General features: G+C 68.7%; 15 protein-coding genes, 1 tRNA gene and 1 pseudogene. 15 read left to right on the top strand and 2 right to left on the bottom strand.

The window, feature by feature from the left end; translation table 11 throughout:
• On the bottom strand, positions 1–963 hold the full coding sequence (locus GE300_RS13100) for an NAD-dependent epimerase/dehydratase family protein (RefSeq protein ID WP_154447025.1): 963 nt from the start codon (positions 961–963) through the stop codon (positions 1–3).
• A 185-nt stretch (positions 964–1148) separates the two neighbouring features.
• On the opposite strand from GE300_RS13100, the gene GE300_RS13095 reads away from it, so the two are divergent.
• The 11 genes from GE300_RS13095 (at position 1149) to GE300_RS13045 (ending at position 13709) form a co-directional block, all read left to right on the top strand.
• Positions 1149–1907, top strand: a complete 759-nt coding sequence (locus GE300_RS13095) for a gamma-glutamyl-gamma-aminobutyrate hydrolase family protein (protein WP_154447024.1) — start codon at positions 1149–1151, stop codon at positions 1905–1907.
• A 98-nt stretch (positions 1908–2005) separates the two neighbouring features.
• Entirely contained in the window at positions 2006–3055 is a 1050-nt protein-coding gene (locus GE300_RS13090) for a Gfo/Idh/MocA family protein (protein ID WP_154447023.1), read from the top strand.
• Positions 3052–3870: an N-acyl homoserine lactonase family protein gene (locus tag GE300_RS13085; protein ID WP_154447022.1), complete on the top strand. Its 819-nt coding sequence runs from the start codon at positions 3052–3054 to the stop codon at positions 3868–3870. The genes GE300_RS13090 and GE300_RS13085 overlap by 4 nt, the downstream gene beginning before the upstream one ends.
• A 169-nt stretch (positions 3871–4039) precedes the next feature.
• Positions 4040–5446, top strand: coding sequence for a hypothetical protein (locus GE300_RS13080; RefSeq protein WP_154447021.1), 1407 nt, complete (start codon positions 4040–4042; stop codon positions 5444–5446).
• Between the two features lie 96 nt (positions 5447–5542).
• Positions 5543–6535, top strand: a complete 993-nt coding sequence (gene acuI / locus GE300_RS13075) for an acryloyl-CoA reductase (protein ID WP_154447020.1) — start codon at positions 5543–5545, stop codon at positions 6533–6535.
• A 276-nt stretch (positions 6536–6811) separates the two neighbouring features.
• Entirely contained in the window at positions 6812–8437 is a 1626-nt protein-coding gene (locus GE300_RS13070; protein WP_154447019.1) for a BCCT family transporter, read from the top strand.
• 117 nt (positions 8438–8554) lie between these two features.
• Complete coding sequence (locus tag GE300_RS13065; protein ID WP_154447018.1) at positions 8555–9958, top strand: cryptochrome/photolyase family protein; 1404 nt, start codon at positions 8555–8557, stop codon at positions 9956–9958.
• Between the two features lie 162 nt (positions 9959–10120).
• Positions 10121–10591, top strand: a complete 471-nt coding sequence (locus GE300_RS13060) for a TrgA family protein (RefSeq protein ID WP_154447017.1) — start codon at positions 10121–10123, stop codon at positions 10589–10591.
• 69 nt (positions 10592–10660) lie between these two features.
• Complete coding sequence (locus GE300_RS13055) at positions 10661–11860, top strand: NUDIX domain-containing protein (RefSeq protein WP_154447016.1); 1200 nt, start codon at positions 10661–10663, stop codon at positions 11858–11860.
• 68 nt (positions 11861–11928) lie between these two features.
• Positions 11929–12975, top strand: coding sequence for a cysteine synthase A (locus tag GE300_RS13050; RefSeq protein ID WP_154447015.1), 1047 nt, complete (start codon positions 11929–11931; stop codon positions 12973–12975).
• A complete protein-coding gene (locus GE300_RS13045) occupies positions 12972–13709 on the top strand; it encodes an alanyl-tRNA editing protein (protein ID WP_325063224.1) in 738 nt (245 codons plus the stop codon). Before GE300_RS13050 ends, GE300_RS13045 begins: the two co-directional genes overlap by 4 nt.
• On the opposite strand, the gene GE300_RS13040 is transcribed toward GE300_RS13045, so the two are convergent.
• Positions 13706–14503, bottom strand: coding sequence for a glycosyltransferase family 25 protein (locus tag GE300_RS13040; protein WP_325063223.1), 798 nt, complete (start codon positions 14501–14503; stop codon positions 13706–13708). The two genes, GE300_RS13045 and GE300_RS13040, sit on opposite strands and share 4 nt — an antisense overlap.
• 111 nt (positions 14504–14614) lie before the next feature.
• On the opposite strand from GE300_RS13040, the gene GE300_RS13035 reads away from it, so the two are divergent.
• From GE300_RS13035 to GE300_RS13020, 4 genes and pseudogenes are all read left to right on the top strand, one after another.
• Positions 14615–14704, top strand: a tRNA-Ser gene (locus GE300_RS13035).
• A 385-nt stretch (positions 14705–15089) separates the two neighbouring features.
• Positions 15090–15284: pseudogene (locus GE300_RS23010) on the top strand (integrase core domain-containing protein); the annotation flags it as partial.
• Positions 15285–15439: 155 nt separating this feature from the next.
• On the top strand, positions 15440–16825 hold the full coding sequence (locus GE300_RS13025; protein WP_154447012.1) for a DNA cytosine methyltransferase: 1386 nt from the start codon (positions 15440–15442) through the stop codon (positions 16823–16825).
• Positions 16822–18756, top strand: a complete 1935-nt coding sequence (locus tag GE300_RS13020) for a GmrSD restriction endonuclease domain-containing protein (RefSeq protein WP_154447011.1) — start codon at positions 16822–16824, stop codon at positions 18754–18756. The genes GE300_RS13025 and GE300_RS13020 overlap by 4 nt, the downstream gene beginning before the upstream one ends.
• The last annotated feature ends 88 nt before the right edge of the window (positions 18757–18844 follow it).

Here is an 18844-nt window from a genome sequence, read left to right as displayed (position 1 = left end):
CTAGATCCGGCCCGCCGCCGCAAGCCGCCGGAAGGCTTCGAACGTGTCCCGGATGCCCTGCGCCGGCGCGACCGACGGATAATCCCCGACCCGCGCGCGGAGCGGGGCGTCCGAAAGATCCGGCGGCACCGGCAGCGGCCTGCCGGTGGTCGTGATCCCGTGGCCGGGTGCGAGCTCGGACAGGATCGCCAGGCCGTCCTCGACCGACATGCAGGCGCCGTTGAGGTCGAACACGGCGGCGTCCGCGCCGTCGGTGCAGATCGCGGCGATGAACGCCGCGGCGGCCTCGCCGGCGTAGAGCCAGCTGACCGGGCCGCCGAAGGCGATCTCGAACGGCGCGCCGCGGGCGGCCGCCGCGATCGCCGCGCTGGTTTCCGAGGTCATCCCCTGGTCGCGCGCGACACCGTAGACGACGTTGGGCCGGATCCCCACCGACGGCACGCCCCAGTCCAGCCAGTAGACCTGCGCCGTGTGCTCGTTGGCGAGCTTGTAGGCGCCGTAGAGCGTGGCCATGAACCGGCCACCGGGCGGCATCCCGTGGACCGCGGTGGAGCTGGCATAGGCCAGCCGCAGCACTCCGCCCCGGCGGGCGGTTTCCAGGATGTTGATCGTGCCCTCGACGTTCACCCGCGCGCCGGCGGCGGGGGAGGCCTTGCAGAACGGCACCTGCAACCCCGCCAGGTGGATGATCGCGCGGATGCCGTGGCGGTCGCGGATGCCGTCCAGTGCTGCCGCGTCGGCGATGTCGCCTGTCTCCCAGGTCAGCGCGGCGGCGGCCTCGGGGCCGAGGAGCAGCGCCGGGCGGCGGCGGTCGTCGGTCAGGTCGAACGCCACCACCGGCACGCCGGAGCGGGCGAGGACGGCCACCGTCCAGGCGCCGATGCAGCCGCCGGCGCCGGTCACCAGCACCGGGCCGTCGATGCGCCCGGGTTCGACCAGAAAGGGATCGGTCAGGAAGTCCATGGGGTGTCTCCGTCGCTTTGCCTGACACCGGTCTAGCGCCTTTTTCGCGCGTTTGTCCGCAAACCGCGCACCTGCTGCCGCTTTTCCGGGCCGACACCGTGTTTCGATGAAACCACCGGCGCCGGGCCTTTTGCTTGGCTGCCGCGCGCGCTAGACCTTGAGTCGGCTATTGAGAAGGTGTTCGCATGTCCCGCCCCGTGGTCGGCATCGTCGGCAATTTCCACCTGGTCAACGACCAGTACCCGGCGCAGGCCTGCGGCGAGTCGAACATCGAGGCGGTGGCGCAGGTGGCCGGCGCTCTGCCGCTGGTGCTGCCGGCGCGGCCCGATCTGGCCGCCGTTCCCGACATCCTGGACGCGGTCGACGGCGTCGTGCTGCCCGGCGGCCGGCCGAACGTGCACCCCAGTTTCTACGGCCACGACGAGACCGAGGCGCACGGCACCTTCGATCTGAACCGGGACAACCTGGCGCTGCCGCTGATCCGCGCCTGCGTCGAGCAGGGGGTGCCGATCCTGGGCATCTGCCGCGGCTTCCAGGAATTCAACGTCGCCTTCGGCGGCACGCTGCACCCCGAGATCCGCGACCTGCCGGGGCGGATGAACCACCGCATGCCGCCCGACGGCACGCTGGAGGAGAAGTTCGCACATCGCCACGCCGTCACCCTGACGCCGGGCGGGCGCTTTGCCCGCATCCTCGGCGCCGACGAGGTGCTGGTGAACACGCTGCACGGGCAGGGCATCACCGATCCGGGCGCGCGGGTCGTGGTCGAGGGTCACGCCCCCGACGGCACCCCCGAGGCGATCCACATCGACGGCGCCCGCGGCTTCGCCATGGCGGTGCAGTGGCACCCGGAGTGGAACGCCGCCGCCGACCCGGTGTCGCGGCCGCTGTTCGAGGCGTTCGGCGCGGCGCTGCGCCGCGGCGCGTTGCGCCAGACCGGGTGAGGTCGCCCGCCGGCGGTGCTTGAATTGCACACGCGCCGCGACGTATACGTTGCGGCGGGACATTTTCCTTGAAGGATTCCAACGATGCGAGCCGAGGCATGACCGACAGGCGCGTGGCGGTGGTCGGCGGCGGCTATTTCGCCCGCTACCAGATCGCGGCCTGGACCCGCATCGCCGGGGTGGCGCTGACCTGCGTCGCGGACGGCGCCGCCGGTGCGCGGGCGCGGGTGCGCGCGGAATTCGCCGGGCTGCCGGTGGTCGAGGACGCCGAGGCGGCGCTGGATCTGGGGCCGCTGGACATCCTGGACATCGCCACGCCCCCGGCGGCGCATGCCGGGCTGATCCGCCGCGCGCTGGGCCGGGTGCCCTGCGTGATCTGCCAGAAGCCGTTCTGCAACAGCGTCGAGGAGGCACGCGACATCACCGCCGAGGCCGAGGCCGCGGGCACCCGGCTGGTGGTGCATGAGAATTTCCGCTTCCAGCCCTGGTATCGCGAGGCGGCGCGGCTGCTGGCCTCGGGGCGGCTGGGCGCGGTGGCGCAGGCGCGCTTCGCGCTGCGCCCCGGCGACGGCGCCGGGGCCGACGCCTATCTCGACCGGCAGCCGTATTTCCGCGCGATGCCGCGCTTCCTGATCCACGAGACCGGCATCCACCTGATCGACGTGTTCCGCTTCCTGTTCGGCGCGCCCGCGGGCGTCTATGCCGATCTGCGCAGGGTGAACCCGGTGATCGTCGGCGAGGACGCGGCACTGGTGATCCTCGATCTTGCCGGCGGCGGCCGGGCGCTGTTCGACGGCAACCGGACGCTGGACCACGCCGCGCACGACCCGCGCCTGACCATGGGCGAGCTGGAGATCGAGGGCGCCGCCGCCAGCCTGCGCCTGACCGGCGACGGCCGGCTGTGGCTGCGCGAACGGGGTGCGGCCGCGTGGGCCGAGCACCCGCACGTCTTCGTCGACCGCGACTTCGGCGGCGACTGCGTGCAGGCGTTCCAGCAGCACGTCGTGGACGCGCTGGACGGCCGCGGCGGCATCGAGACGCTGGCGCGGGACTATCTGGCCAACCTCGAGGTCGAGCGGCTGGTCTACCAGTCCGCCGCCGAAGGGCGGAAGATCGAGATCGGACCCCCGGGCGGAGACGGCCGATGAGCGACAGCTGGCAGATCACCGCCTTCAAGTACGCCGAACGCGGCGCGCGCACGCGGCGCGACAGCTTCGTGTTCGACGACGACCACGCCGCGCCGCACCCGATGGACTACTATGTCTGGCTGCTGGAGGGCGGCGGCCGGCGGATCCTGGTCGACACCGGCTACGACCGCGCCGAGGGCGCCGCCCGCGGCCGCCCGATCGAGACCCCGCCCGAGGTGATGCTGGCCAACCGCGGGATCGACCCGGGCAGTATCGAGACGGTGATCCTGACGCATCTGCACTACGACCACGCCGGCTCGCTGCACGCGTTCCCGAACGCGCGGCTGTGGGTGCAGGAGGCCGAGATGGCTTATGCCACCGGCCCGTGCATGTGCCACGACGCGCTGCGCATGCCGTTCACCGGCGCGCATGTCTGCGACATGGTCCGGGCGCTGTTCGCCGGGCGGGTGCGGTTCGTCTCGGGCAGCGCCGAGGTCGCGCCGGGGGTCGAGCTGCACCTGATCGGCGGCCATTCGCGCGGCCTGCAGGCGGTGCGGGTGCGCACCCGGCGCGGCTGGGTGGTGCTGGCCTCGGACGCCAGCCACTACTACGAGAACTTCCTGTCCGGAAAGCCGTTCCCGATCGTGGTCGACATGCAGGACATGCTGGACGGGTTCGCGCAGATCCGGGCGCTGGCTGACAGCGATGCGCACGTGATCCCCGGCCACGACCCGCTGGTCCGGCGGCTGTATCCGGCGCTGGGCGACGGCAACGTGCGCGCGCTGCACGCCGACCCGGCTCCGGGGCTGCTGCGGGCGGACGGCCGCGCGCGCTGAGCGCCGCGGGAACGGCCGCTCGCCGGTCGCGGCGCTGCGCGAAGCTGCTGCTTGTCAACCGGCCGTTCTGCCCGTACCCAACAGGGACGCAGAACGCGGGCGCGGCGCCTCGCACGGGCAGGCCGCCCCCCGGGTGCCGGTGTCGGCGGCGTGCCGCCGGGGATATGCCATGAAGCTGATACTGCACATCGGGACCGAGAAGACCGGTACCACCGCCTTCCAGATCTGGATGCACGAGAACACCCAGGCGCTGCGCCGGCAGGGCGTGTGGTACGCGCAGGCCTTCGACGTGCCCAACAACCGCAAGCTGTCGGTGATCGCGCGCAGGCCCGACGAGCGCGAGGACGGTTTCGGCTTCTACGGCATCCAGACCGAGGCGGACCACGAGGCGTTCCGCGACCGCACGCTGGCGGCCTTCGCCCGTGACGTCGAGGCGGCGCGCGCCGCCGGGGCGCACACCTATTTCGTCAGCTCCGAGCACCTGCACAGCCGCCTGCGCTTCCAGGAGATGGTCGACCGCACCGCGGGGATCGTGAAGCCGCAGTTCGACGCGGTCGAGATTGTCTGCTTCCTGCGGCCGCAGATCGACACCGCGCTGTCGCTGGCATCGACCGGCGCGCGGGTCGGCATGCACATCGACGAACGCTTCTTCGAGCGCGTCAAGCCGGGGAACCCGTACTACAACTACCCCGCGCTGCTGGAGCGATGGGCCAACGCCTTCGGCGAGCAGGCGGTGACGCCGGTGCCGTTCGTGCGCGAAAAGCGGCCGGTGGAGTATTTCAAGCGCCGGCTGGGGCTGGACCCGCAGGCCGACTACGCCCCCGACCGCCGCATCAACAGCACCGTCGATTATCGCGTGGTGGCGCTGATGAACGCGCTGGTGCGCGAGAACGCCACCAACAAGCCGCGCGAGCTGCACCCGATGTTCCGCACCTTCTTCATCGAGGAGTTGCCCTGCGAGGAGCCGCTTGCCGTCGGCCAGGAGACGGCGCGCGAGATCCAGGCCCGGTTCGACGCGCAGAACCGTCGCCTGGCCCGGCTGTGGCCGCAGATCTCGGAGCAGGACTTGCAGCCGGACTGGTCGCGCTACGGCGAGGGCAATTTCCACAAGCTGGAAACCGCGGACTACACGCCGATCGTGCGCCATGTGATCGGCCGCTTCAACGCCGACCTGGCGATGCAGCGCGGCCGCGTCAGCGTGATGGAATCCAGGCAGGCCGAGGCCGAAGGCAAGCTGGATCTGGCGATCCGCCACCAGAAGAAGGCGATCGCCCAGGTGGAGCAGGCCCGCGCCGTGGACAGCATGGCGAAGTGGGCCGATACCCAGCACGGGCATTACGTCGACCGGCTGGAGCGGCTGCACGCACTGCGCGCGGCCGCTTCGGCGGACCCGGGCGGGCAGGCGCCCTCTGGCGGCGCCGCCGGCGGGGCGGCCGGAGGAGGCGCCGCCGCGGGGAAGGCCGCGGCGCCCGAGGACGAGGAGACGGCCGCCGGCCGGCCCGGCGAGCCGTCGGCGCCACCGGCGCCACGCGGGATGCTGTCGCTGCTGCGCAACCTGGTGCCGCGGCGGAACTGACCGCAGATCGTGCGATCCGCCGGGTTGCGCCGTGCCGCCGGACCGGGTCAGATGGCGGCGACCGCCCGCCCGGGCCACGAGACAGGAGAGCCCCAAATGAGCTTCAACGCGCTGCTGGTGACCAAGGACGAGGACGGCAAGACCTCGGCCGCGGTGACCGAACTGACCGAGGACCGTCTGCCCGAGGGCGACGTGACCGTCGCCGTCTCGCATTCGACGCTGAACTACAAGGACGGGCTGTGCGTCGGCCCCGGCGGCGGGCTGGTGCGCAATTACCCGCACGTTCCGGGGGTCGACTTCGCCGGCACCGTCGAGCGCTCGGACCATCCCGGCTACAAGCCGGGCGACAAGGTGGTGCTGACCGGCTGGCGCGTCGGCGAGGCGCACTGGGGCGGCTATGCGCAGAAGGCGCGGGTCAAGGGCGACTGGCTGGTGCCGCTGCCCGAGGGGATGACCGCGCGCCAGGCGATGGCCGTGGGCACCGCCGGGTTCACCGCGATGCTGGCGGTCAACGCGCTGGAGGATCACGGCCTGGCGCCCGGCGACGGGCCGGTGCTGGTGACCGGCGCCGCGGGCGGCGTCGGCTCGGTCGCGACGGCGCTGCTGGCGGCGCTGGGATACGAGGTCGCGGCGGTCACCGGCCGCCCCGAGACCGAGGCCTATCTGCGCGATCTCGGCGCCGGTCGCATCATCCCCCGCGCGGACCTGGCCGAAACCGTCAAGCGGCCGCTGGAGAGCGAGACCTGGGCCGGCTGCGTCGACGCGGTGGGCGGCGCCATGCTGGCGCGGGTGCTGGGGCAGATGAAATACGGCGCCTCGGTCGCCGCGGTCGGCCTGGCGGGCGGCGCGCAGCTTCCGGCCACGGTGATCCCGTTCCTGCTGCGCGGCGTCAACCTGCTGGGCATCGACAGCGTGATGCAGCCCTACGACAGCCGGGTCCGGGCCTGGTCGCGCATCGCCGAGCTGATGCCGATGGACAAGCTCGAGGCGATGATCCAGCCGGCCACGCTGTCAGATCTGCCCGACCTGGGCGCGGCGATCCTGAAGGGCGGCGTCAAGGGCCGGGTGGTGGTCGACGTCAACGCCTGATCCGGGCGGCACCGTTCGCTTCCGTATCCGGTCCGGCACGGACGGGGCACGGACGGGGCACGGACGGGGCACGGACGGGCCCGGGCGGGGGGGGCCGGTTGACCGGGCGGGCCGGGCCGTGACACAAGCAATTCGCGGCCGCGCGGGTCGCAGACGGGCGATGGTCGTGCGCTTTCGGGGTCCCGGACCTGACCTGTTCCGCCCTATCCTTGGTCGCGGGGCGGTGTGCCGATCGCGCCGGGAACCGAAACGCAAACCGATAGCCAGGGGGCTGCAATGACCGAGACGACATCGGACGCGCCGAACGCCATCGACACCGACTACGAGATCGGTCAGGACAACATCGACGGCCAGCTGGGGCCGTTCGGGTTCGACATCCACAACCCGGTGTTCCTGATCTCGGGCCTGTCCATCGTCGCCTTCGTGTTCTACGCGCTGGCGCTGCCGGAACAGGCGGCGTCGATCTTCGGCTGGCTGCGGCCGTTCCTGACCAGCACCTTCGACTGGTTCTTCCTGCTGTCGGCGAACGTGTTCGTGCTGTTCTGCCTGGCGCTGATCTTCAGCCCCTGGGGCGGCGTGCGGCTGGGCGGGCCGGACGCCAAGCCGGACTACAGCTATGCCGGCTGGTTCGCGATGCTGTTCGCCGCCGGCATGGGCATCGGGCTGATGTTCTTCGGGGTGCTGGAGCCGGCCTACTACTTCGGCACGCCCTGGGGCGACGAGCCGCTGGGCGTGGTGCGGCCGTTCACCGAGGACGGCGCGCTGATCCCGGAGAACGTCGGCGAGGCGCGGCGCATGGCGCTGGCGGCGACCTCCTATCACTGGGCGCTGCACCCCTGGGCGATCTATGCGGTCGTGGCGCTGGCGCTGGCGCTGTTCAGCTTCAACAAGGGCCTGCCGCTGTCGATCCGGTCCGCCTTCTATCCGATCTTCGGCGAGAAGGTCTGGGGCTGGACCGGCCACATCATCGACACGCTGGCGGTGTTCGCCACGCTGTTCGGTCTCGCCACCTCGCTCGGGCTGGGGGCGCAGCAGGCGAACGCGGGGATGAACTATGTCTACGGCATCCCCAACAACCTCACCGTGCAGGTGATCCTGATCACGGTGATCACCGCGATCGCGCTGATCTCGGTGCTGCGCGGGCTGGACGGCGGGGTCAAGGTCCTGTCCGAGATCAACATGGTGATCGCGCTGCTGCTGCTGCTGTTCGTGCTGTTCACCGCCGGCGCCGTCCCGATCCTGGGCGAGTTCGCCAAGGGCGTGCTGGCCTACACCCGCGAGGTGATTCCGCTGTCCAACCCGTTCGGGCGCGAGGACACCGGCTACATGCAGGGCTGGACCGCGTTCTACTGGGCCTGGTGGATTTCCTGGTCGCCGTTCGTGGGCATGTTCATCGCCCGCGTCAGCCGCGGCCGCACGGTGCGCGAGTTCCTGATCAGCGTGCTGGTCATCCCCAGCCTGGTCTCCGTGCTGTGGATGGCGGTGTTCGGCGGATCGGCGATCAACGACATGATCGCGAACCCCGAGACCTCGGCGGTGATGGCCAACGTGATCGAGACATATTCGCCCGAGCTCTCGCTGTTCGCGATGCTGGACAGCCTGCCGTTCTCCGCTGTTACCTCGACCATCGGCATCATCCTGGTGATCGTGTTCTTCGTGACCTCGTCGGATTCCGGCTCGCTGGTGATCGACACGATCACCGCCGGCGGCAAGGTGGATGCGCCGGTGCCGCAGCGCATCTTCTGGTGCACCTTCGAGGGCGCGGTGGCCATCGCGCTGCTGATCGGCGGCGGCCTGAACGCGCTGCAGGCGATGGTGATCTCGACCGGGCTGCCGTTCACGCTGGTGCTGCTGCTGATGTGCTGGGCGATCCTGAAGGGGCTGATGTCCGAGCAGCGCTGAGTCGCACCGGCGGCCGGTCCCTGTGTGCCGGGTTCCCGTGATCCGGCGCCCTCTGGGCGGCGGCGCGGCGGTTCGCGGCGTCTCCGGGCGGACCCCAGGGAAGGAGCTTGCGGCGCGATGACCGACCCGGTGCTGTTCTGGTTCCGCCGCGACCTGCGGCTGAGCGACAACCCCGGCCTCGTGGCCGCCGCGGCGGCGGGGCCGGTGCTGCCGGTATTCATCCTCGATCCCGAGACCGAGGCGCTGGGCGCGGCGCCGAAATGGCGACTGGGCGAGGGGCTGGCCGCGCTGGGGCAGGCGCTGGAGGCCGCCGGCAGCCGGCTGATCCTGCGCCGTGGCGACGCGCTGGAGCAGTTGCGCACGCTGGCGCGGCAGACCGGCGCGCGGGCGGTGCACTGGTCGCGGCTGTACGATCCGGCCGCGGTCGCCCGCGACACGCGGGTGAAGGCCGCGCTGACAGGCGACGGTCTGGCGCCGTGCAGCCACGCCGGCCACCTGCTGTTCGAGCCGTGGGCGGTCGAGACCGGCGCCGGCGGCCACTACAAGGTCTACACGCCGTTCTGGAAGGCGGTGCGCGGGACCGATCCGGGCGCGCCGGTCCCGGCGCCGGATCTGGCGCCGCCGGCGGGCTGGCCGGACGGCGACCGGCTGCACGGCTGGAACCTCGGCGCGGCGATGCGGCGCGGCGCGGCGGTGGTCGCGAGACATGCCCGCGTCGGCGAGCTTGCCGCCCACGCCCGGCTGGATGCGTTTATCGCCGACGGCATCGACCGCTACCGCGCGCGCCGCGACCGTCTGGACCTGGACGGCACCTCGGGTCTGTCCGAGAACCTGACGCTGGGTGAGATCTCGGTCCGGAGCTGCTGGCACGCGGGCCGGCGCGCGCTGGAGGACGGTCGGCAGGGCGCCGAGACCTTCCTGAAGGAGCTGGTCTGGCGCGACTTCGCCTACCACCTGCTGTGGCACACGCCGCGGCTTGCGACGCGCAACTGGCGCGAGGAATGGGACCGGTTCGCGTGGCGCGACGCCGGCGCGGACGCCGAGCGCTGGCGCCGCGGCATGACCGGCGAGCCGGTGATCGACGCCGCCATGCGGCAGATGTACGTCAGCGGCACCATGCACAACCGCGCGCGGATGCTGGTGGCGAGCTATCTGACCAAGCATCTGCTGACCGACTGGCGCGTGGGCCAGCGCTGGTTCGCGGACTGCCTGATCGACTGGGATCCGGCGTCGAATGCGCTGGGCTGGCAGTGGACCGCCGGCTCGGGGCCCGACGCCGCGCCGTTCTTCCGGATCTTCAACCCCGCCACCCAAGCCGGGAAGTTCGACCCCGAGGGCGCCTACCGCCGCCGCTGGGTGGCCGAGCTGGCGGACCGGCCGGGGCCGGAGGCGCTGGACTATTTCGACGCGGTGCCGCGGTCCTGGCGGCTATCGCCGGAGCAGGACTACCCGTTGCCGATGGTGGACCTGGGCGCGGGCCGCGCGCGCGCGCTGGCGGCGTACCAGGCCAGCAGGGGCTGAACGGCGCGGCGCGGGTCCGGGCCCAAATCCGGCCACAAACCGGCGCTAGGCTTTCGCGACTGTGGCGATCGGGCCCGGCCGCGCACTGCGGTGCCGGCGGGCGCGGGCGCGCCGCAGCGGGCGCCGGGCGGGCCGGCGCCGTCGAGACAGGAGGCCCGGAAGATGCCGCAACCCGTGATGCCGACCGCCGCGCGCATGGTCGCCGCTCTGGCGCTGTGCGCGGTCAGCCTGCTGATGGTGCTGGTCCTGAACAGGTTCTACCCCGAGGAGGAATTCTGGCGCGACTGGCCCGAGATGTTCTATCTGTTCGGCGCCGTCGGCTTCCTCGTCGGCTGGAAGAGCACCGGGCGCCGCATCGCCGAGGAGGGCGGCACCGGCATCGGCCTGGGGCTGCGCGCCGCGGTCACTGTGGCGGCGTGGATCCTGTTCATCCTGTCGGCGAACCACCTGTGGCAGCAGATCGGCAAGGCCAGGCTGCGCGGCGAGGATCCCAAGCAGGCGGTCTATCTGATGGCCGAGAAGTTCATGGAATACGGCACCTTCATGCTGAACCTGAAGCTGGTGCTGATCGCCGCCTTCATGGGCATCACCGTCGGCGTGCTGGTGCGCAACACCCACCACCGCTGGCGCTGAGCGCCGGGTCTTGCGGCCGGCCCCGGCTTGCGGCAGGGGTTGGACACCGCTGCCGTCAAGGATGACCCGATGAACCGGACGATCGCCGCCGACCCCGATACCGCCGTGGAGGCCACCCGCGAGGACACGCCGGCCGCCGCGCCGGCGGCGCCGCCGATCTTCGTCTTCGGCACGCTGCGCGATCCGGACGTGCTGGCGGTGGCGCTGGGCCCGGAGCATGCCGGCATCGCCGCAACGCCCGCCCGCCTGCCGGGATACCGTGCGCTGACCGCCGCTGCCGGCCCGTTCCCGGCGCTGCGCCCGGCGCCCGGCGACGCCGGCGCGCCCGGGCTGCTGCTGAGCCCCGCCACCGCCGAGGTGCGCCGCCGGCTGGATGCGTTCGAAGGCCCCTTCGCCTTCGCGCTGGCGCCGGTGACGGTCGAGGGGCCGCAGGGCCCGGTGCGGGCGCTGGCCTATCTTGCCGACGAGGTCGCGGTGACGGGCCGGCCCTGGGTGCTGGAGGAATGGGCCGCCACCGACAAGCCGCTGTTCCTGGAGATGGCGCGCGAGGCGGCGGCGTTCGGCCCGGTGCCGCTGCACGCCCGCGGCGGTCTGATCCGGCGCGCGCTGGCGCGGCTGAGCGCCCGCCGCCGGACCATCGCGCCGGTGCTGCGCACCGGGTTCGGCCGCGGCGACATCGCCGAGCACGCGGTCACCCGCCGCCACAGCGGCTTCTTCGTCACCGAGGAACACGTGTTCCGCCACCGCCGGTTCGACGGCAGCATGAGCCCGCCGATCTCGCGCGAGACCTTCGTCACCGGCGACACCGTCGCGGTGCTGCCGTGGGATCCGCGCAGCGACCGGGTGCTGCTGATCGAGCAGGTTCGCGCCGGACTGCTGGCGCGGGGCGAGCCGGACCCCTGGCACCTGGAGGTCGTCGCCGGCTTCATCGACCGCGGCGAGCGGCCCGAGGACGCCGCCCGCCGCGAGGCGGCGGAGGAGGCCGGGCTGACGCTCGGCCGGCTGCACCGGATCGGCAGTTTCTATCTGTCGCCCGGCGCGCTGACCGAAATGATGACCAGTTTCATCGGCGAGGCCGACCTGTCGGGCGTGGCCGAGGGGGTGCACGGCGTCGCCACCGAGCACGAGGACATCCGCGCGTTCGTGGTGCCGCGCGCCGACGCGGTCGCGGCGCTGGACACCGGCGAGGCGGGCAACGCGCCGCTGGCGTTCTCGCTGATGGCGCTGGAGCTGCACCGCGCCCGGCTCACGGAGGCGTGGGGCGGATAGCCTTCCGGTTGCGGCGCGCGCCGTGCCGGTCTAGGGTCCGGTCCGTTCCGATAGCCTGCGGGGACCCCATGCAGATCAAGCGCGACTTCGCCGATACCATCGGCAATACCCCCCTCATCCGCCTGCGCGGTGCCTCAGAGCGCACGGGCTGCGAGATCCTGGGAAAGGCCGAGTTCCTGAATCCCGGCCAGTCGGTCAAGGACCGCGCCGCGCTGGGCATCATCCGCGACGCCATCGGCCGCGGTCAGCTGCGCCCCGGCGGCGTGATCGTCGAGGGCACCGCCGGCAACACCGGCATCGGCCTGGCGCTGGTCGGCGCCTCGATGGGATTCCGCACGGTGATCGTGATCCCCGAGACGCAGAGCCAGGAAAAGAAGGACATGATCCGCATCGCCGGCGCCGAACTGGTCGAGGTGCCGGCGGTGCCGTACCGCAACCCGAACAACTACGTGCGCTATTCCGAGCGGCTGGCGCAGGCGCTGGACCGGCAGGTGCCCGGCGGCGCGATCTGGGCGAACCAGTTCGACAACGTCGCCAACCGGCAGGTGCATGTCGACACCACCGCCCCCGAGATATGGGAGCAGACCGGCGGCGCGGTCGACGGGTTCGTCTGCGCGGTCGGCACCGGCGGCACGCTGGCCGGGGTGGCCGAGGGGCTGCGCGCGCGCAAGCCGGACGTGAAGATCGGCATCGCCGATCCCGACGGCTCGGCGCTCTACCACCACTATGCGCACGGCGAGCTGAAGGCCGAGGGCTCCTCGATCACCGAGGGCATCGGCCAGGGGCGGATCACCCGCAACCTCGAGGGGCTGGAGCTGGACTTCGCCTACAACATTCCCGACACCGAGGCGATGGAGCGACTGAACGAGATGCTGTCCGACGAGGGCCTGGCGATGGGCACCTCGAGCGGCATCAACGTCGCCGGCGCCGAGCGGTTGGCCCGCGACATGGGCCGCGGGCACACCATCGTTACCGTGCTGTGCGACTACGGCACCCGCTATTCGGCGAAGCTGTACGACGCCGGGTTCCTGCGCGCGAAGAACCTGCCGGTGCCGGGGTTCCTCGAGCGCGAGCCGATGCAGGTGCCGGACGTGACCGAACAGGTGCCGACGTGACCGCCGACGCGACAGCCGCCGCGACGGCGGCGCTGTACCGCGACGACGCCTATCTGCGCGAGGCCGGGGGCCGGGTCGCGGCGCTGACCGGGCGCGGCGGCGTGGTGCTGGATGCCAGCCTGTTCTACCCCACCGGCGGCGGCCAGGCGGGCGACGCCGGGCGACTGGAGTGGGACGGCGGTGCGACCGCGATCGCCACCACCGTGCGCGACGGCGACGCCATCGTGCTGGTCCCGGCCGAGGGCGCGCCGCTGCCGCCCGCCGGCGCGGCGGTGCGGCAGGTGCTGGACTGGCAGGCGCGGCACCGGATGATGCGGCTGCACACCGCGCTGCACCTGCTGTCGGTGGTGATTCCGCTGCCCGTGACCGGCGGACAGATCACCCCGGACAAGGGCCGGCTGGATTTCGACATGCCCGAGGCGCCCGAGGACAAGCAGGCGCTGGAGGCGGCGCTGAACGCGCTGATCGCCGCCGATCACCCGGTGGGCGAGACCTGGATCAGCGATGCAGAGCTGGCCGCCAGCCCCGGGCTGGTGAAGACGATGTCGGTCAAGCCGCCCACCGGCGCCGGACGGGTGCGGCTGGTGCGGATCGGCACCGGGGCGGCGCAGATCGACCTGCAGCCCTGCGGCGGCACCCATGTCCGCACGACCGGCGAGATCGGCCCGGTGAGCCTGGGCAAGATCGAGAAGAAGGGCCGCCAGAACCGCCGGGTGACGGTTCGGCTGGCCTAGCCGGTCCGGTCCTCGAAGCCGAACGGCACCGGCCGCGCGCCGCCGATCCAGGCGGCGGCCTGCATCGGCGCGCGGTTGACCTCCATCCACAGCCGGCGCAGGCGGGCGGGCAGGGGCTTGGGATCGCTGCTGCGCTCGGCGGCGATGTCGGAGGCGAACGCCTCCTGCCGTTGTACCGCCAGCGCCGGGGTGACGATGGCCACCCCGACCGCGCCGAACACCCAGCCTGCGTTCGGGCTGAACAGGAAATGGTCGATCGGCACGTCCAGCACCCCCTTGCGCGCGATGATCGTGCGCGCCGCCGTCCGGGTGACGATGAACGCGCCCGCGCCGCCGGTGCGGCTGTAGAGCCGGCGCACCTGCCGCCCCGGCACCGGGCTTTCGCCCAGCGGCGGCCCGGCCAGTCGCGTCGAGGTCTTGCGGCCATATTTCTCCAGCTGGATCAGGCCGATGCCCTCGGGCAGCCAGCCGTCGTTGCGCAGGAAGGGCACCAGTTCGGGCGACAGCTGTACGTCGTCCTGCAGGATCAGCGCCGCCAGCGCGTCGCCCCGGGCCAGTTCGCGGAAGATGCGGAAGTTGGTGACCGCGCAGCACTGGCTGCCGCGCCCCATGCGCACCCGGTGCCCGGCAAGCGCGACCTCGGGGGCAAGCTCCGCGTCGGCCACGGTCTGCGCATCGACCGCCGCAACCTGCCGCCACGCCAGCCCCAGCGCGTCGAGCTGCCCGGCCATGAACGCCAGCCGGTCCGGCCGCCGGTCGAGGTTGATGACGTAGATGGCAATGTCCTGGCCCACGCGCGCCTCCTGTCTGGCCTGGCCCCGGTGATGCGGCACCGCGGGCGCGCGCGCAACCGTCAATCGGGCCTTGAACCCGCCCCCCGCTTGTGGCTATCACCTGTGCCCAGCGGAGAGGTGGCCGAGTGGTCGAAGGCGCACGCCTGGAAAGTGTGTATACGGGCAACCGTATCGAGGGTTCGAATCCCTCTCTCTCCGCCACTTGCCCCAGCGAAAGCGTTCTCCCGATCCGACTGCTGCCGGATTTTCTCGTTGTTTTCGAGGGTTATGCAGGAGGGGCTGAGCACCGGCCTCTGCGCCCGAAGGCCCGAAAGCGGTGTCTCAGGGCCGATATTCTCTGGACCTCATGACTATGCCGATTTGGTGAATAGCTTATAAGCCATTGGCAGAACGTTATTTTTCTTGGCTTCGGCCTGAACACTTCGACGTCGGTGGCGTTCGGCAAGAAGGAACTGAAATCGTACGTTCGCTTCTTGCTGACCAGGCGGCGTCGATCAAGTTCCGGGGTTGTTCACACTTCACCGCATCAGAAGGAACGGCGGATTCCGGACCTTCGTTGGACACGCAGTCTACCGAGTTGAAAACGGCGCGCGCCCGCGACGAGATCGGCGCGTGGCGGCGCCATTACAATGCCGAGCGCCCGCATTCGGCGCTCGGATACCTCTCGCCGATGGAGTTTCTCAGCACGACCGCCGCGCCGTCGCTTGAGCCTCTTGCGGGCTCCGCGCCGGCGCTCATCACCCAACCCCAGCCGGAGAATTCCAGTTCAACCCGGTCCTGATCCAGGGGGAAGGTCATCCGCACCCCTCTCGTGGTCAAGTCCGCTTGGTGGTCAACAGACTGTTGGACATACAACATGAAGTGGGGCTATGTAAAGTTGTGAGCAGATCATGAGAAATCTCGCCCGATCAGGCAGAGACGGAGGGGGCCAAAAAAATGGGAACCAGTGAAGAGGCATTCCATTTTGTCGACCTCTTCGCTGGGCTGGGTGGCTTCCACGTCGCGCTCGAGGAGTTGGACGGGCGTGGTGTGTTCGCTGCAGAGAGGGAGCCCAAACTGAAGGCCCTCTATAAGGTCAATTTCGGTATCGATGCTTGGGGTGACCTCAATGAGTTGAGCAGCGACGAAATCATAGCCCTCAATGTGCCCGATCACCACGTACTTACAGCAGGCTTTCCTTGCCAACCGTTCTCTAAAGCGGGAGACCAACTAGGCTTTAAAGACACAAATCAGGGCAATCTCTTCTTCAAGGTGCACGACATTTTGCGCGTTAAGCGGCCACTACATTTCATCTTGGAGAATGTTCCCAATATCCTCAAGCACGACGGCGGCCGCACCAAGACTACGATCATTCGCTTGTTGGAGGAACTCGGCTACTCCGTCGCAGTAGAGCACTTCTCGCCCCACGATTTCGGCATTCCACAGGTGCGAGACCGCGCATATTTTGTAGGATCGCTACAGGGTCTCGATAATTATGAGTGGCCCGCGAAGCATAAAGGTCCAACCGAAATCCAATGGGTGCTGCGCCAAGAAGGGCATTCCGGGCGTGCCATCCCGGAACAGACGTTGCGAGCCATTGACATGTGGGGCGACTTCCTACGAAGCTCGCCGGCTTCGCTGAAGCTCCCTTCTTTCCCGATCTGGTCGATGGAATTTGGGGCGACCTATCCCTACTTGGACGAGACACCAGCAGGGGTCTGGGTTCGGAGACCTGTGTGGGGTTTTAGGCGGTTGGGTTTCAAGGGCAGCTTCGGCCAGTCCCTAGATTGCTCGCTCGACGAACAACTTACGAGGATACCGAGTCATGCTAATCGCCCAGGCGACTTGAATTTTCCGCAGTGGAAGCGGACTTTTATCAGGCAAAACCGCGAGTTCTACCAAGCCAACTGCCACTGGATCGATCCTTGGATCTCAAGATGGAGCCCACAAAGCTTCCCGTCTAGCTTCCAGAAGATGGAGTGGAACGCGCAAGGTGAGAACCGTGACATTGACAACTTCGTGCTACAGGTGCGTGCGTCAGGACTACGGATCAAGCGTCCCACTACCTCCCCAAGTCTTGTCTCCTTCACGCAGACCCAAGTGCCCATCCTCGGTGCCAATCTGGCCGGCGAGCGTCGTTACATTACGCCAGCCGAATGCGCTGAACTTCAGAGCCTCGGTGGTATCCAACTGCCCGCGTCCGACATCGACGCGTACAAAGCTTTGGGAAACGCAGTGAACGCTCGCGTTGTCAAAGCAATTGCCGAACGGTTGTTGCACGGGCTCATCCGGCCCACGTCGAGCATAACCTCTGACTTCGAACCCTTAAGAGCTGCTGAATGACTGATCATATCGAACAAGAAAACGACTTCGACGAGGAAGACCAACGGGTTCTCTTCCTGGAAAGCATCGCCAACGGGCTGGCAACACTTTCCGAGGCTTCTGACACGCCCGACGGCGTTCGCTCGGTTTCGTCAATTTTCAGCAGCGGTGACGTCGACTTCGCCTCTGCCTCGTGGATGAGCAAAGTGGCTGAGGTTCAAGGCTGGCTGAGCCTAAGCGAGGACCTTCCGCTAACAGGCGGCGAACGATTCCTTCAGGCACTAATCGCTGAGTTCAACCTTGAACCGACCGACCTCCTTGCTCCCGGAGGCGCCAACCCGCCGCTGAGTCTTCGCGCGCTTGAGCGCCTAAACGAGCGTGTGGAAAAAGCGGTAAGACTCCAGGAAAATTTTCTCGAAGAATTCGAGGCCAAGGGCACTAACCGCGCAACCGCAACCCAGTCATGGGCTGACGCTTGGGCCGAGATCGACGGGATCGAGGAAGTGGTAAGCCCAGAGCCTGTCACGGCAAAGGCCGACGTATGGCCGATCTACCAACTCACCATGAGGGCGCCCAACCTGACGCCGTCGTACCAGCGTGGTGATGTATGGACCAACAGCGACCGTCAGTCCTTGCTGGAGTCCATCCTGCGTGGCGTACCTTTGCCATCCATCATTTTGCTGCGAACCGGACCTTCGACACCGCATGAGGTCGTTGACGGCAAGCAGAGGCTCACGGCCATTCTCCGGTTTGTAGGAAAGCACCCTGCCGCAAAGCAGAAGGTTGCGGAGGTCACTGCTCGTCACAAAGATAAAAGATTCAACGAACAAGGACGTCTTGATGACCAGGGTAAGAGGAATCTGACAGATCTTTTTAACGACGATTACCCTGCGTTTCGCCGCGCGTGGAAAGCGCTAGAAGGTAGCCCACTCAAATCCGCAGATGAGAACGAATACTACTTCCCATTCAAGCTGCGAACGACCGGAGACGGCGGGCTGGTTGGCTCCTACCTTGAGCCTCTCCGCGGAAAGTACTACACGCAAATCAAGGCGCAGGTGATCGACGTCGCTGGTGAGCAAACCACCATTGAGTACCTGTTCGAGGGAACGGCACAGTACAAGATCCCCGTCATCGAATACACTAAGGCCAGTCAAGCCCAGATCCATGAAGTCTTTCGCCTCTACAACAAGCAGGGTGTGCACCTGAATGCTGAAGAGATCCGTAACGCCGTCTACCACGAGGTCGAACTTACTCGCGCGACCCTAGCCGCCGCCGGCGACGCCGACCCAAACACTGATGTCGCCAAAATCTCCGGGTCGCTTGCCGGCATCCACGATCTTGACCGCCTTGGTGAGGCGCTGACAGACTACGGTTTTGGCGGCACGCGCTATAAGCGCACTAAGGTTCTCGCCTGGGTCATCTCGGTCTTGGTGCATGACACCAAAGATAAAGACTTGGCATCGACTAGCCGCAACATCGACCAGTTGCTGATCGCGATCCAGAAGAACAAGCAGCACCCGTTAGCCGACTCATCGACATTAAACAAGCTGTTCAAGCTGCTGCTACACGCTGTCGAACTCCACTCAGCGCACGATGAGTTGTGGTCTGATCAGTTCAAGGATGGCGGCAAGGGCGCCAAGTGGCAGGAACTCCAACTCGTAGGTTCACTGGTCGGCATTGCCATGGCCTTGGCGGCCTCGCCAGACGACATCGAGGATCGCATCGAGGCTAACGCTGATACTATCCGAAAAGCGAGCGAGGAAGCTGAGGACTGGGAACGTCCCGAAAAGACGCAGACGAAAACCCAGTGGGATTACATCGCCAAGATCAGCAAAAGTCTGCTCGAACTATTGGAAATCGACCCTGATCAAGCAGCTGAGGCAGTCCGTCTGCAGTTTGGAACCTCTGGGTACGCGTCGTTGCAGCGGATGCGCATCGAACCGAAGAGTTGAGAGCGGTGCCAGGACATTCCCCACTCGTCGAGCACGTCTACTTCAATCCACCCGCTCCCCAAGAGGTGGACTCTTGGTGGGCAAGGTA

The sequence above is a fragment of the Halovulum marinum genome (assembly GCF_009697225.1).
Classification (GTDB): Bacteria; Pseudomonadota; Alphaproteobacteria; order Rhodobacterales; family Rhodobacteraceae; genus Halovulum; species Halovulum marinum.
The sequence above is the reverse complement of the archived record's forward strand: the minus strand, read 5'-3'. Positions and strand labels throughout refer to the sequence as shown.